Origin of the sequence: Paenibacillus sp. GXUN7292 (genome assembly GCF_050864975.1) — a bacterium.
Classification (GTDB): Bacteria; Bacillota; Bacilli; order Paenibacillales; family Paenibacillaceae; genus Pristimantibacillus.
The window spans coordinates 131,302-146,330 of sequence record NZ_JBOZWO010000010.1 but is presented as its reverse complement, the minus strand read 5'-3'; the positions used below and the strand labels follow the sequence as shown (position 1 = coordinate 146,330).

At 45.9% G+C, this 15,029-nt stretch carries 10 protein-coding genes; 3 read left to right on the top strand and 7 right to left on the bottom strand.

What is annotated here, in order from left to right; genetic code table 11:
- Positions 1-76 precede the first annotated feature (76 nt).
- From ACRRU2_RS11175 to ACRRU2_RS11165, 3 genes are all read left to right on the top strand, one after another.
- Positions 77-442 (top strand): phage holin family protein, encoded by a 366-nt coding sequence (locus ACRRU2_RS11175; RefSeq protein WP_331697157.1) that lies wholly within the window; start codon positions 77-79, stop codon positions 440-442.
- 188 nt (positions 443-630) lie between these two features.
- Positions 631-1,038, top strand: a complete 408-nt coding sequence (locus ACRRU2_RS11170) for a cytochrome C oxidase subunit II (protein WP_331697158.1) — start codon at positions 631-633, stop codon at positions 1,036-1,038.
- Positions 1,039-1,169: 131 nt separating this feature from the next.
- Positions 1,170-1,445, top strand: coding sequence for an alpha/beta-type small acid-soluble spore protein (locus ACRRU2_RS11165; protein WP_331697159.1), 276 nt, complete (start codon positions 1,170-1,172; stop codon positions 1,443-1,445).
- A 522-nt stretch (positions 1,446-1,967) separates the two neighbouring features.
- Here ACRRU2_RS11165 and zapA read toward each other — a convergent pair.
- The 7 genes from zapA to ACRRU2_RS11130 form a co-directional block, all read right to left on the bottom strand.
- Positions 1,968-5,630 (bottom strand): cell division protein ZapA, encoded by a 3,663-nt coding sequence (gene zapA / locus ACRRU2_RS11160; protein WP_432501573.1) that lies wholly within the window; start codon positions 5,628-5,630, stop codon positions 1,968-1,970.
- A gap of 405 nt (positions 5,631-6,035) precedes the next feature.
- Positions 6,036-8,477, bottom strand: a complete 2,442-nt coding sequence (pheT, locus tag ACRRU2_RS11155) for a phenylalanine--tRNA ligase subunit beta (RefSeq protein ID WP_432501571.1) — start codon at positions 8,475-8,477, stop codon at positions 6,036-6,038.
- 23 nt (positions 8,478-8,500) lie between these two features.
- The gene (pheS, locus tag ACRRU2_RS11150) at positions 8,501-9,535 is read right to left on the bottom strand and encodes a phenylalanine--tRNA ligase subunit alpha (RefSeq protein ID WP_331697163.1); all 1,035 of its coding nucleotides are present in this window, start codon (positions 9,533-9,535) and stop codon (positions 8,501-8,503) included.
- Between the two features lie 362 nt (positions 9,536-9,897).
- Positions 9,898-10,908 (bottom strand): zinc-dependent alcohol dehydrogenase, encoded by a 1,011-nt coding sequence (locus tag ACRRU2_RS11145; protein WP_331697164.1) that lies wholly within the window; start codon positions 10,906-10,908, stop codon positions 9,898-9,900.
- 22 nt (positions 10,909-10,930) lie between these two features.
- The gene (locus ACRRU2_RS11140; RefSeq protein WP_432501568.1) at positions 10,931-13,183 is read right to left on the bottom strand and encodes a helix-turn-helix transcriptional regulator; all 2,253 of its coding nucleotides are present in this window, start codon (positions 13,181-13,183) and stop codon (positions 10,931-10,933) included.
- 61 nt (positions 13,184-13,244) lie between these two features.
- Complete coding sequence (locus ACRRU2_RS11135; RefSeq protein WP_331697166.1) at positions 13,245-14,108, bottom strand: carbohydrate ABC transporter permease; 864 nt, start codon at positions 14,106-14,108, stop codon at positions 13,245-13,247.
- The gene (locus ACRRU2_RS11130; RefSeq protein ID WP_331697329.1) at positions 14,102-15,007 is read right to left on the bottom strand and encodes an ABC transporter permease; all 906 of its coding nucleotides are present in this window, start codon (positions 15,005-15,007) and stop codon (positions 14,102-14,104) included. The genes ACRRU2_RS11135 and ACRRU2_RS11130 overlap by 7 nt, the downstream gene beginning before the upstream one ends.
- Positions 15,008-15,029: the final 22 nt, after the last annotated feature.

The following is a 15,029-nucleotide window of genomic DNA, read 5'->3' as shown; positions in this document are numbered from 1 at the left end:
GCTTCAAAAAAGGACATGATAGTGATGTTTAAACTTTATGCATGGACATAATTGAACAAAACAAGGAGGAACTGCAATGAATTTCTTAGGACATGTTGTACGCTTTGTCGTCGCTGCATTAGTACTTATGCTCGTTGGAATGATTGTACCTCAATTTAGCGTAGGCGGATTTTGGAGCGCGTTTTTCCTTGCGCTTGTAATTGCTGCTTTCGGCTGGATTATTGAAGGTATTTTCGGCAAGAAGGTTACTCCCTTCGGCAGAGGCATCGTTGGCTTCCTGACAAGCGCGTTAGTTATATGGCTCGCTCAATTTATCGTTGGCGGCGTAACGGTTACGTGGCTAGGCGCTATTCTTGCCGCACTTGTAATCGGCATTATCGACCTCTTTATACCGGTCAGCACTCCGTATGAAGCAGGCAGAAAAAATGATGCTCGTTCATAAGAGCAATCAACGGAACGTAACAAGCCCTTGTGGTCGCCTCGCGATCATTAAGGGCTTTTCCTTGTTTATTCAAGGATTATTCATAAGTTTGTCATAAGGCTGTCACTCATTTCCACGTTATCTATAGGTAATATCATTTACAATATAAAAGTAAAGATACTACCTTAGATAGGAAGGGGATTTTAATAATGAAAAAGTGGGCTTCATTAGTAGCGGTTGCATTGTCTTTAGTTCTTGTGCTTGCTGCCTGCGGATCAAATGATAAGGGCGGAAACTCCGACAACGGATCAACTCCAAGCAATAGCGCAGCACCAAGTGAAAACACAGCTGCAGAGGGCGGAGTTACAATTGTTGCTTCCAACTGGAAATTTGACAAAGCTGAGTACAAAATTAAAGCTGGCGAAAGCATCGATATGACAGTCGATTCTGCTGAAGGCATTCATGGCATCAAAATTTTGAAAACAGATGTGAACATCGAAAATAAGCAAACTGTTGCTGTTAAAATCGATGAGCCTGGAACATACGACATTATTTGCAACATTCCGTGCGGCGCAGGCCATGCTAAAATGAAAGCAAAATTAGTTGTTGAAGCTTAATCGCTTAAATAAATCCATAACAGCCGGTAGTACAGCTTAAACTGTACGCCGGCTTTTTTGTATTTATGTACAAATGAATCATTGTATAACGTTTGGTTATTCTAATGAAAAGCAGGAAAGGAGCAAGCAAAATGGGCAGAAGAAGAAAATATGTCGTCCCCGGTGCAGAGCAAAGCATGCAGGCCTTCAAGGCAGAGGTAATGAAGAAAGAAGGGTATAGCGTCAACCCAAACAATCCTGACGAGGTCAAATTTGAAATAGCCAATGAATTAGGCATAACTTTAAAACCTCGGGATAACGGAGATCTATCTACGGAGGAAGCAGGACATATCGGCGGAAAAATTGGCGGATCAATGGTGCGGGAATTAATCCGCATGGCACAGGATCGCTTGTCGAATCAAAAATAACGAATAAGGGACGGCCCTGCAATAGCAGATGCCGTCCCTTATTTCTTTTTCTTGATCGATGTTAAGATTTTACTGCTTGATCCAGCTCACTTAGCTTTAACCGCACCATATAGGGCGCTCGCTTACCCTGCATCCGGTTCGTGGTAGCTAACTAAGTACATTTTGTACATCTAGGTTCTCTTTTTTCGCCGAACAAACGATTCTAAATGGATTCAAGTATCCAGTTTCGTTGAATTACCCTAGATGTAGTTTTTCCCTCTAGAATTAGAAATCAGGCCGTTGAAAAACGCTAACGGAACTGAGAAACGCTATTGTACGGAAATCAGCTTATTCTAAAATCTAAAGGAACTGAGAAACCTTATTTACTCAAAATCTCTACCTAAACGGGAAAAAGATCATTTATAGCGCTCCACAGTTCCGTTACAATTTTAAAACAGCTTTTTATTGCTTAATAGAGCCTCTCAGTTCCATTACAATCTAAACAGATCCTCGCATTTATGCAAGCCAGCTCTTCATCGTTTTCTAACTTTGCTCTATCAATTCAATCCATTCATTATATTCCGTCTGCAGCTTGGAATACTCACTGCGCAGCTTTTGATGCTGCTGCTCCAGTTCCTGAGAAGACTGCTTAAGCTGTTCATATTGCTGCTTCATCTGATTATATTCCTCGAGCATCTGTTCATGCTTATGCTGTGCATCATTGTGCTGATTCATAGCCTCCTCAAGCTTGGCCGAGGCGGCAGCCGCAACTTCCAGTTGACCTGTCGCAAGACGCTCTCTGGCTGCAGTTATTTCTAATATTTCTACCAGCTCCTGCTCCTTCTGCTTCTGCTCTTGCAGCTGTCGCTGCGCTTCCTCAGCTTGTTGCTGGGCTTCATATAACCACTGCTCTGTTGCTGCGGCCTGCTGCTGAGCCTCCGCGAGCTGGCGCTCGGCTAAAGCTGATTTGCGCTGTGCCTCGGCCAGCTGCTTCTCCATTGCTTCGGATTGCTGCTGTACCTTAGCCAGCTGACGTTCAGAGGTCGTTGCCAGCTGCTTGAATTCTGACAGCTCATTCTCATTCTTTTCAGCCCGGTCGCGCGCTTCCAGCAGCTGACGCTCGAGCGCTTCAAATTGCTCCTGAGCTCGCAGCAATTGCTGCTTGCTTGCATCGGCAAGCTTGCCTGCCTCCTCAGCCTGCCGTGCGCTTAGTTCGGCTGCTTGCTCCGCTTCGGCGAAAGCAAGCTGCTGCTGCTCAGCTTCCTTTTGCTGATCATCAAGCAGCGCTTTGATTTCGTCGGCTTCCTGCTGTGCAGCAACTAGCGACTTGGCCATCAGGTCATTTTGCTCTAATGCCTTTCTCAGCTCAAGCTCCTTCTCTTCTGTATGCTGCAAAGCATCAAGCAGCTCCAGCTCGGCTGCTTCCGCCTGCTGCTTCACATCCATCAATTGATTTTTCAGCTGCTCATACTCGCGTTCCCATTCATCAGATTTCTCGGCCAGCTTAGCTTCCAGCTGCTGCTGCAAATTCTGCTGCTGCTCATCCAAGCGCGCTTGCAGCTGCTCAGCAAGCCTTTTCTTCTCCGCCTGCAGCTCAAGCTCGAGTTCCTTTTGACTTTCATGCAAGAGTCGTTCTTCATCAATCGCAGCCTGCAGCCTTTGTTTCAATTCCTCCAGCTGTTCTTGTGCAAATTCCAGCTCCGTGCGGCTGCTATCCGCCTCCTGCTGCAGCCTTGTGCTGGCCGTTCTCCAGTTTTCCTCCTGCTCAAGCGCTTGAATCAAATGCTCATCCGCAACCTCAAGACGCTGCTCAAAAGCAGCCTTTTCTTTATTCCATTCAGCCTGCAATCGGTTTAGACGCTCCTGCAGCTCTGCTGCTTCGCGTTCCCGCTCCTCCGCCAACTGTTCGCGCAGCTCCGCTAATTTGCACTCCCGCTCATTTACTAGCTCTTCTTTAACTTCCGACAATTCTCGCTCCCGCTCCTTAGCAAGAGCATCACGCACTTCCATCAGCTCGCGCTGACGCTCATGAGCAAGCTCCTCGCGAGTTTTTGCAACCTCGCGCTCCTTCTCCCGAGCCAGCTCTTCACGCACGGCTGCGATTTCACGCTCATGCTCTTTTGCCAGCTCATCCAGCACTTCAGCAATTTCACGGGCGTTATCACCAGCCATCGACTCACGCACTTCTGCTGCTTTGCGCTCACTCTCACGTACCAGCTCATCCCGCACACTTGCCAAAGCTTGCTCATGCTCTCTTGCCAGCTCGTCCCGCACACTTTGCACTACTTGCTCATGCTCTCTCGCCAGCTCATCCCGCACACTTGCCACTTCTTGCTCATGCTCTCTCGCCAGCTCATCCCGCACACTTGCCACTTCTTGCTCATGCTCTCTTGCCAGGTCATCCCGCACACTTGCTACTTCTTGCTTATGCTCTCTTGCCAGCCCTTCCCGTACGCTTGCCACAGCTTGCTCATGCTCTTTTGCCAGTTGTTCGCGTACTATCGCTATTTCTAGCTCGCGTTCCTCGGCCAGCTCTTTGCGCATCTGCGCCAGCCCCTGCTCAAGCTCCTGCTGCTTATCTTTTATCAGCTTAGCAAGCTGCTCATCATATTCTTCCTTGGCGATCGCCAGCGCAAGCTCATTTTCTTGCGCATACTGCTCCTTCAATGCCGCTTGAGCTTCCTCCGCTTGCTGACGCCTCGCTATATCACGCTGCTTCAGCTCGCTAAGCTGCCGCTCATATTCAGCAATGCTGGCTGTCTTCTCGGCTTCCAGCTGTGTCAGCAGCTCCAGCGTCTGCTCAACCTCGCCTTGCAAAGCTGCGAGCTCTCCGGAATGCTTCTCCTGTAATGAAGCGACACTCTGCGCATGCTTACTGCTTAATTGCTCGATTTGCTGCTGGTGCTCTGCGCGCACGTTTGCGAGTTGCTCCTCTAGTTGTCCCTGAAGCTTTGCAAGCTCTTCATTGGCCGTCAATAATTGAGCCGAATGCTCCTCTTTCAAAGAAAGAACAGCTTGCTCATGCTTTTCGATCAATTGCTGCAAACGCTCATCCTGCTCGGCTTCGATGCGGGCAACATTGCCGGCATGGCTTACTTTAAGCGCAGCCTCTAATTCATCAAATTCTTTGCTTTTAATAGCCAGCTGCTCAATTCTGTCTGCTTCAAGCTCTGCAAGCAATGCCAGCATTCTGTCTATTTCCGCTTGCTTCGCCTCCAGCTCGCTGTCCTTGCTGCTTGTCAGCTCCTGCAGCATACTCTCATAGGCATCAGCAGCGCTAGCCTGCTCTGTAGCAAATCGGGTTTGCTCAGCTACAAGCTCTTCTTCAAGCCTGGTCAAATCAGCGCGAAGCGCTTCAATCTGTTTATCTTTATCTGCTTTCAGCATTTGTACGGATGACTCATGCTGATTATGTAATCTTGATATTGCAGCTTCGAATTTCTTCTTTTCCTCCGCCAGCCGTTCCTCACTGGCAGCCTGTAGCGCGGCATTTTCTGTCGCCTTTTCGGCTTCTACTTGAGTCAGCAATGCTAATGCCTGCTCCAGCTCAGCAGCCATTTTTTCTCTCTCTGCCGCAGCTGCAAGCTTCAGCTCTTCTATTTGCTGCTCGAATTGGCCTGTCAGCTGCTCGGCCTGATCAGCGCGATCTTGCTCCAGCTTCGCAATATCCGTCTCAAAACGGCTTTTCATTTGAACTAAAGCAGTTTTCTTCTCAAGCTCCAGCTCTTCCTTCAGCTGCTCCAGCGCAGCTATATGCTGATCTGCCAGCTGCAGCTGGCGCTTTTGCTCCTCTTCCCATTTGGCTGTCCATGCTTCCAGCTGCGGCTGCAGCTCTGATCGAACATCGGCAGCCGTCTGCTTGACTCTTTCTTCTGCCTCCTGCCGCACCGCCTCGAGAACAAGCTTTAGATCAGCTAATTGCGCGCGCTCCTGCTCCAAAATCTTACGCACCTCATGCAGCTTGACCTCTTCCTCCTGCAAACGGGTAACGTCTCGACGCAGTCGAAATGATTCCTCTGTAATTTGAACGGCTGATAAAACAGCCAATTTGTTCATATCTAGACTTGGAAAGCTTTTTGCCAGTTTTTTCATAGACTCATCTATAGAGCTGGCTACACGCTTCATATACTCGACATTGGAATGTCCCTTTAGTTTATATTGAATGCCATATATATCAACGGTTACAACAATTTGTTCCGAATCCATACTCTTACCCTCCGTCAGAATGTTCTATTCATTCGCGATTATGCGGATTAATGCTCACAAGGAATAATAGCTCGCCAGTCTTTAAGACAGGCATGTTACCAGTAAATAGAAAAACAATAAAAGCTCTGAAAACCAAAGATAAACGGCTCCGCTGTCCTTTGGACAGCCGCGTTTACCGATGAAATATAAGAACAGATATGAATCAATTACTTAATTGGAATATCAATTAAGAAATTGATTAAGGTTACAAAAACTTATACTTTCTTATATTACAAAAAAAGCAATTCTTGCAATTAAGCGGCTCCTGCGCCTAAAAAACATGGGTAAACGGCTTATAAAAAATATAAAAAAGCCGTACCGAAGTTCACTAGGAACTAATTCGATACGGCTTAAGAAGTTTCCTGCTTATTTTCTCAATTGAGCTGCAAAAGTTTGCTCCAATTGTTGGATAACCTGTCCGTGAAGCTCCGTTACTTCCTCATCTGTTAAAGTACGCTCCTGATGTCTGTAAACTAGCGCAATAGCGACGCTTTTTTTGCCTGCGCCGAGGCGGTCTCCCTTGTACACATCAAACACATGAGCGCTTTCCAGCAGCGCGCCTGCTTGAGCCTGCGCAAGCCCGATGAGTTCCGCAGAGCTGACTGCATCATCAACAACAACTGCGATATCTCTTTGAATAGCCGGATAACGAGGCAGCGTACGATATACAATTTCATCGCCGGCCAGCTCATATATTTGCTCCAAGTCTATTTCAAGCACATACGTATCTGCCAAATCCTCTGCAAGCTGCAATGCAGGATGCAATTGTCCTACGTAACCAATCGTAACCGGCCCGCCGGCAGTTTGCAGCAATACAGCTGCCGTTCTGCCTGGATGGAAGTGCTCTGGCTGTGCTTGCGCATAGCTGATCTTATCCTGCAAGCCCAATACAGAAGCAACGGTTTCAATGATACCTTTCGCATCATAAAAATCTACCGCCGAAGCTTTGCTGTTCCATTGCGGCTGCTGACGATTGCCAGTAAGCAGCGCTGCAAAGCGATGCTTTTCAACAGGCAGTCCAGTAAGCGTTTCTTCATTAGTATGATAGACGCTGCCAATCTCGTATAGCAGAGCAGATTCATTTTTGCGGTTACGGTTATAAGCAGCGGTCTCAATCAGCTGAGCTACAAGCGTCGTTCTTAGCACGCTTCGCTCCTCACTCATTGGCATTGCCAGCTTAACAGGCTTTGTCTGTTCCGCCAGCTGCGGGAACAGCTCCGTGCGCGCAGGAGAAGTAAAGGAATAGCTGATGACTTCGAATAATCCGGCATCCGACAACCGCTTGCGCAGCTCTCTGCGCACAGCCTGCGGCTTCGTTAACGCACCAGGGATAACTTCACCGTAAATTGGCGTTGTCGGAATATTGTCATAGCCGTATAAACGCGCTATTTCCTCAATAATATCCACACTGCGAGTAATATCTCCGCGCCGCGACGGCACAGTAATTTCAAATTGCTCCGCACCGCTAAGCTTATAATCAAATTGAAGCTTGCTTAAAATCGCTTCAACCTCTGCTGCCTGCAGCGCTGTTCCCAAGTAGCTGTTTACTTGAGGCAATTGAACAATAACCGTTTTGAGCTGCAGCTCGCCGGCTTTGTCTTCAACGATTCCGCTGTTTACCGTGCCGCCTGCAAGCTCAGCGATTAAAGCAGCCGCACGATCGAGAGCAGCAATTACATTGCCGGCGTCTGCTTCCTTCTCAAAGCGGATGCTGGCTTCTGAGCGCAATCCTAGCTGACGTGAAGTTTTGCGAATAGAACTGCCTGCAAATTTTGCGGATTCCAGCAATATATTGCTCGTCGATTCCGTAACCTCTGTGCTCGCGCCGCCCATTACGCCTGCGAGGCCGATCGGGCCATTGTCATCGGCAATAAGCAGCATATGCGGCTCCAGCTTTCTCTCCTGGTCATCAAGCGTAACCAATGTCTCGCCTTCCTTGGCTAGACGCACATGAATCCGTCCGCCGGGTATGCGGTCCGCATCAAATGCATGCAGCGGCTGTCCATATTCCAGCATAACGAAATTCGTAATATCGACTACATTATTGATCGGTCTTACTCCTGCAGCCATCAGCTTGCTCTTCAGCCATTGCGGCGACTCGCCAATTGCAATGCCGCTAATATATCGCGCTGCATAGTGGGAGCACTGCTCCTTGGCATCAATACGAACTGCGATATGATCAGCAGCACGGTCTGCGCCTTCTGCCACATTCGCTTGCGGAAGCTGTACGCTGCGCCCAGTAAGCGCGCCTACTTCGTAAGCAACCCCCAGCATGCTAAGGCAATCAGAGCGGTTTGGCGTCAAATCCAGCTCAAGCACTTCGTCATTCATCGCCAGCACATCAACAATCGGCGTTCCAAGCGGCGTATGTTCCGGCAGCACCAAGATGCCTTCCTGCTGCTCCTTCGGCAGCAGCTTGTCGTTTAAGCCAAGCTCCTTGGCCGAGCAAATCATCCCCTGCGACTCAACGCCGCGCAGCTTGGCTCGTTTAATTTTGAAATCGCCAGGAAGTTTAGCGCCGACAATAGCGACAGGCACCTTCTGGCCAGCATCCACATTGGGAGCTCCGCATACAATTTGCAAAATCTCCTCAGTGCCGACATCCACCTTGCACACATTCAGCTTATCCGCATCAGGGTGCTTTTCCTTAGAAACGACATATCCGACAACTACATCAGATACACCTTTATTCAGCGGCTCAACGATATCGATCTCGATACCGCCTCTTGTCATTTGCTCAGCCAGCTCAGCAGCGCTTATTTGCTCCAAGCTAATATAATCAGACAGCCATTTATATGAAACCTTCATTGCTTTCAGTCCTCTCCTTTTCGTTACATTCGCGCAAACTGCTTCAGGAATCGCAAATCATTTGTGTAGAAATGTCTAATATCATCTATGCCGTATTTGAGCAAAGCAATACGCTCGATTCCCATGCCAAATGCGAAGCCTGTTACTACTTCCGGATCATAACCGCCCATTTCAAGCACGCGCGGATGAACCATGCCGCAGCCCAGTATTTCGATCCAGCCAGTATGCTTGCACATTCTGCAGCCATCGCCGCCGCACTGTGCACAGCTTACGTCTACCTCTGCGCTTGGCTCTGTGAACGGGAAGAAGCTTGGGCGAAGCCTGATTTTTGTTTGCGCGCCAAACATTTGTTGAGCAAACTGCAGCAATGTGCCTTTCAAATCGCTCATTCGTATATTTTTGCCAATGACAAGTCCTTCAATCTGGTTGAATTGGAAGGAATGCGTAGCATCATCATCGTCTCGGCGATACACCTTGCCAGGGCAAATGACGCGGATTGGCGTTGCGCCGTTATGCGATTGCATCGTTCTTATTTGAACCGGTGAGGTTTGCGTGCGCATTAAAATTTCGTCAGTAATGTAGAAGGAATCCTGCATATCTCTCGCCGGGTGATCCTTCGGCAAATTCAGCGCTTCAAAGTTATAATAATCGGTCTCAACCTCAGGCCCTTCCGCAATCGTATAGCCCATGCCGATAAAAATATCTTCAATTTCCTGAGCAACCTTGTTGAGCGGATGAATCGCGCCTGTAGGCAGCTGCTTGCCGGGCAAGGTTACGTCAATCGTTTCCGCCATTAGGCGATGATTCGTTTCCGCTTGCTGAAAAGCTTCCTGCTTCTCATCTATAATCGTTTCAATAGCTGTGCGGACATCGTTAGCTACACCGCCGATAATAGGACGCTCTTCAGCACTAAGTCCGCCCATCCCGCGTAAAATTTCAGTTAATGCGCCTTTTTTGCCTAAGTATTTGACCCGCAAGTCATTAAGCTCCTGCGGATTATCCACAGCATTCAATTGCTCTAGTGCTTCCGAGCGGAGCTGCTCCAATCTTTCCTTCATTACTTTCGCCTCCATGCAAAATTAATAAAAAAAAGCCCTTTCTCCACAAAGGGACGAAAGGACCGTGTTACCACCCTAATTCAGATCAATAAAGCAGAAAAAACGAGCCTTATTAAATCTCTTGAGCCCGATAACGGCGGGAAACCGTGCTTGCCCTACTAGCGCTTCAGCTGCTTTAACGCCAGCCAATCCGTTCAGGTGCCTGCTCCAGAGTGAACTTCAACAGCCTGTTGTCACAAAAACGCTCGCAATCCATGGCGTTTTCTCCCTGTGTGAAAGTGCTGCTTACTCTTCTCTTTCTTAGCATTTGCTATTGTCCATTATAAGCAATAGACCTTCAGGTTGCAACTGTCAGACGCTATTTAGTCACAAAATTGAATCAAGGTTGCAATCGTTGAGGAGCTGCTTGTGTAATGTATATAATTGTCATAGGCCTGCTGAATATTATCCAGCTTATACACATCCGTAATTAAAGCTTGAATTGAAATTCTCTTTTCGGCAAGCAGACGAATATACTCGCCAATGTTACGCCCCTCTGTCCATCGTACAAAGCCGATCGGATAATCGATATTATCCTGCTCGTAGCTTGTGTCGTAGCGGCCAGGCCCGCCAGCTCTCGATATGAGCACCTGAGCTTCCTTGCCGAACATAAGCCCCCTAGTATACTCCGTTGATAAATCTCCGACAATTACAATTTTGCCGCGGTCCCGCAGCCAAGAGAAACTGCGGTTGATCAGCACTTCGCCTGGACCGCTTGCGCACAGTATAATAGCGTCCGCACCGTGCTTGCCGACGGCTGCCGTCAGCTGCGCTTCCATTTGCTCCTGCGAGCTGTAGAAATGCGGCAAGCCCCGCTCCCTTACCATTTTGGCACGTTCTTCGTTCAAATCATAACCCGTTGTGCGAAATGCAGCAGCATTTGCAATTTGAGCAATGATATTGCCCAAAATGCCTAAACCTACTACGACAGCCGATTCGCCGAATTTCAAATCCGCAACCCGCAGCGCGTGAATAGCAATTGCGCCAAGACCAGCAAATGCTGCCTCTTTAGGGTCTACATGATCAGGCACTATGGCTGTCAGATTGACCGGTACGCTTAGCCACTGCGCATGCTGAACGTACGGTGCGCCGTAGCAGGCTACGCGTTGGCCGATTTCCAGCTCACATACGCCCTCCCCCAGCTGCTCAACAATCCCGACCGCGCTATAGCCGATTTCAGCTATATGATCGGAATTTCGTCTTATAAAAATCATCTCTGTGCCAGGGCTGATGGCCGAATATTCAACCCTAATAAGTACGTGGCCAGGGCGCGGATGCGGCTTCTCCTTATCGATGATAAGAACCTTGCCATGCTGTACTGCTACTGCTTTCATTAAATAATCCTCCCCGTTATGCTCAGCTGTTGCACTGTTTTCTATATTCGCTTGGTGAAATGCCAAAATACTTTTTGAAGGTAGTAGTAAAAGTGGAGGAATTCAAATAGCCTGTTTTTTCTCCAATTTCCGCAATCGTCAAATTCGTATCCTTCAGCAGCTCTCTTGCATGTGAAAGCCTGACTTTATTCAAATATTCCACATAGTTAACACCAAATGTTCTTTTAAAGTAGCTCGAAAAATATTTAGGCGATGTTTCTGTAACTTCAGCGATATCGTCCAAATATAAATTTTCCATATAATGCAGCTCAATATATTGGGAAATAAATGAAGGATTCAGCTTATTAGCTGTTTCCTGCTTGCTTTGCTTTGCAACAAGCTTAGCCACTTTATACAGCTCCTGTTCAATAACTACGTAATTATTAGTAATTGTCAGGCTCTCAAGAAATTTCTGCTCAATTTGCAGCAGCTCCTGTGTGTCGTTAGGCAGACTGTCAACGTGCTTCAGCATCGAGTAAAACATCGATTTGGCCAGATGGATAAATTGATGATAATTAATGTTACGGTTGCGATTCTCTTCAATAATTTCGGAAATAACATCCTTGCTTTCCTTCAGTTTACCATTTAATAAAAAATTGGAAAGCTTTTCAATCTGCTCAAAAGGATTATATACCATCCACTGATAGCGGATCTTCTCAACATCAATAACATTCGCGTTTTCCCTTACATTGCGGAACTGCATATCCAGCTTTACATCGCCGAATGCTTTTTTGCAATTGTCCACCTCAGATAAATAATTGCGGCTTACACTGGCCCATAGCGTATAGTTAGAAAGTTCATTTTTTTCGAGCTGGCCCAAAATACGTGCAAGCTGTTTAATGAATGGCTCACGATCTGTAGGCTGGTCTAAGCCAATAACAGCCAAATAACGAAAATCTTTTTCATACACAACATCCATTGCCAGCTTATTGGCAGGTAAAGCTTGGGTAAGCATTTGGGCTATTGCATCTGCAGCAAGCTGACTCTCCTCGCTGCCTGGATTTTTTTCGACATGGATAGATATTACGAGAAAATGCTTTAACTTAAAGAAACCAGGTACGTACAGCTGCATTAAACCGTCATCTATAACCTTCTGGTCATATTCGTCGAAGCTGCGCAGCAATATCGTTCTTTGAATATGCTCATCCACCTCGGCAATCTGATTCCGATACTGCTCTACCTCATGCTGCATTTTTATAATACCGCTATGAATTTTCACAAAATCATTGCCTCGGCTATTGCTGGTGCCAAATTGCTTCAAAATATTTTTTATTGGCTTATTCAAATAAACGCTCAACAATATAGAAAGCATAATGGCACTTAAAATCGAAATGATCATAATGATCCGATTGGCTGATGTAACAGATTCGATATTTTGAAATTGATAAGGCAGCTTTTCGATATAAATATAACCGTTATAATCCGACTTAAATAGATGATACTCATAGTTTTCTTTGGTCACGCTTGCTTCTTTTGCCGCGCCCAAAAGCGCTTTATCAAACAGCTCTTGAATATTCCAGTCTGACCCCGTGTCCGCTATGACTCTGCGATCCTGGTCCAGCACGACAAGCGAGCTGCCTGGAATAAGCAGGTTTTGCTGCACGTCTTTCATAAAATCGGCTTCATTAATAAGCAATATAATATTTTTATTCGACATCTTTACTTTATTGCCGCCTGTTACGATCATGAGATTGCGCTTTCCTTGCTGCACATTCGTAGAAGTGGATATGGTGAACATTTCGCTAGGAAAAACACGCAATGAATTACGTGTTTTCATGTAGCTGCGCCAATAGCTGGCATTATATACATTATGCTTGTATTTCTCGTTAAACAAATGCGAGAAGCTGCTCGTTCCTCTTGAAGTGATCGCAAGATCAATATCATCATAAAAAACAATAGCTTCTTCTATATAATCTGTTGAATTAATCAGATTGGAAATTTGATCCTGCAAGCTATAAACGCGGCTCATATCGATCTGCGTGCTGTTTTCATACTCCATATTTTCAAACGGCATGCCATGAATGGTGTGAATCATATTGTAGATCGTCCGGAAATTATTATCGAAGGTTTGAATCATATTTTGGACAGCAAGCGTGTTCACCTGCGCCATTTTATCATAAATACCGGAAATGGAATTTCTATAGACGATATAGTTGGATACGGACATGATGGAGATCACTAATAAAAAAGCAAGCAGTACTTGAAAAATCCCTCTATTTGTAAAAAGCTGTTTCATCTCCGCGTCCTCCGTTTCTCTCATGCTGTGTATCCAACTATTCTACTCTATATCCATCACTTTAGCCCTTCTCTGAACCAAGCATGACCCCTTGCGCAAAATATTTTTGAGCAAATGGATAAATCATAAGCACTGGAATCATAGAAAGTACAATCGTAGCATTTTTCTTCGCCTGCGGCGCCAGCGCAGCGGCATCGACAAGTCCGGAATTATTGCCCTCGCTAAAAATAAGCATATCTCGAAGCACGACCTGCAGCGGGAACAGATGGCTGTCCTGCAAATAAATCATCGGGATAAAGAAGCTGTTCCAATGCCCCATAAAGTAAAAGAGCCCGATTGAAGCAAGCGCAGGCTTCGACAATGGAATAACGATATTGAACAAAATCCGAAATTCAGAAGCGCCATCAATAATGGCCGCTTCACGTACCTGCGAGGACATATTTTCGTAAAAGCTTTTCAAAATAATAAGCTCCATCGTCCAAATCGCATTTGGGATAACAAGCGCCCAAAACGTGTTATAAAGGCCCAGTTCTTTTACAATAAGAAAGTTGGGAATAATCCCCGGGTTTAAAAACATCGTAAGCACGATACCCATCATCCAATATTTTCTCCAAATAAAATCAGGTTTGGATAGCGGGTATGCTGCTATTGACGTAAACAGCAGGTTAATAAATGTGCCTAGTGCTGTATAGAACACCGTATTCAAATACGCTCTTGGAATTTTAACATCTTTCAGCACCTCTGCATAAGCTCCAAAGTTAATTCCCTTAGGCAGAAGCGTCACCTTTCCTTGCACAACTTGCGCAGTCTCACTCAAGGAAACGGACGTAATATACAAAAACGGATAAACCGTTATTGCAGCAATAGCTAGAAGTATAACTGTATTAATTAAAGAAAACAGGCTGAATCTTCTTTCTCCTACCATAGTCCTCGACCTCCAAGCCTTCTGCTAATTAGGTTAGCCGTTAGAAGCATGACCATTGCGATTAAAGCTTCAAACAAACCGACGGCGGACGCATAGCTATAGTTGGATTCCAACAACCCTTTGCGGTATACGAAGGTTGAAAATACATCCGCAACCTCATATGTTGGCGGCGTATAAAGAAGCAGAACTTTTTCATAGCCGATACGAATCATAGAGCCAGTTTTCAAAATAAACATAATTAGAATAGTCGGTAAAATGCTCGGAATCGTAATATACCACATACTGCGCAATCTTGTACTGCCATCAACCTTGGCTGCTTCGTATAAAGTCGGGCTTATGCCCGCGATAGCTGCCAAGTAAATAATGGCTTCATACCCCATCGTCGCCCAAATATCCGATGCTACATAAATAGTACGGAACCACTCTGGCATAATAAGAAAATAAATTTTTTCAAAGCCGAGCGCAGCAATCAGTTTATTGATAATACCGTTGCCTGGAGACAGAAAGTCAATAATCATACTGCTTATAATAACTACCGACAAAAATGACGGCAAATACGTTAACGTTTGTACAGACTTTTTGAACCATCTTGTGCGAACTTCGTTAATAAGAACTGCCAATATAATCGGAACTGGAAAGCCGAAAATTAGTGTAAATAATCCAAGCAGCAACGTATTTTTAAATAAAAGAAAGAAATCATTGCTGGAGAAAAACTTGACAAAATGCTTCAATCCAACCCATTCACTGCCTATTATGCCTTGAAAAACACTATAATCCTTGAATGCAATAATCAATCCGTATAGCGGTCCGTAGCGGAATAATAAGTAAAAAGCTATGCAGGGAATAAAGAGAATTAGAAGCTGCCGATCGCGTTTAATATGCTTCCACGTTTTTGCCAATCGACTGCTGGATGATTTTTTG

Excerpts from the sequence above, each read along its gene's own strand:
- ACRRU2_RS11145 (WP_331697164.1), bottom strand. The coding sequence starts at position 10,908 with ATGAAAGCAGTAGCAGTACAGCATGGCAAGGTTCTTATCATCGATAAG.
- ACRRU2_RS11170 (WP_331697158.1), top strand. The coding sequence starts at position 631 with ATGAAAAAGTGGGCTTCATTAGTAGCGGTTGCATTGTCTTTAGTTCTT.
- ACRRU2_RS11175 (WP_331697157.1), top strand. The coding sequence starts at position 77 with ATGAATTTCTTAGGACATGTTGTACGCTTTGTCGTCGCTGCATTAGTA.
- ACRRU2_RS11140 (WP_432501568.1), bottom strand. The coding sequence starts at position 13,183 with ATGAAACAGCTTTTTACAAATAGAGGGATTTTTCAAGTACTGCTTGCT.
- zapA (WP_432501573.1), bottom strand. The coding sequence starts at position 5,630 with ATGGATTCGGAACAAATTGTTGTAACCGTTGATATATATGGCATTCAA.
- ACRRU2_RS11135 (WP_331697166.1), bottom strand. The coding sequence starts at position 14,108 with ATGGTAGGAGAAAGAAGATTCAGCCTGTTTTCTTTAATTAATACAGTT.
- ACRRU2_RS11165 (WP_331697159.1), top strand. The coding sequence starts at position 1,170 with ATGGGCAGAAGAAGAAAATATGTCGTCCCCGGTGCAGAGCAAAGCATG.
- pheT (WP_432501571.1), bottom strand. The coding sequence starts at position 8,477 with ATGAAGGTTTCATATAAATGGCTGTCTGATTATATTAGCTTGGAGCAA.
- pheS (WP_331697163.1), bottom strand. The coding sequence starts at position 9,535 with ATGAAGGAAAGATTGGAGCAGCTCCGCTCGGAAGCACTAGAGCAATTG.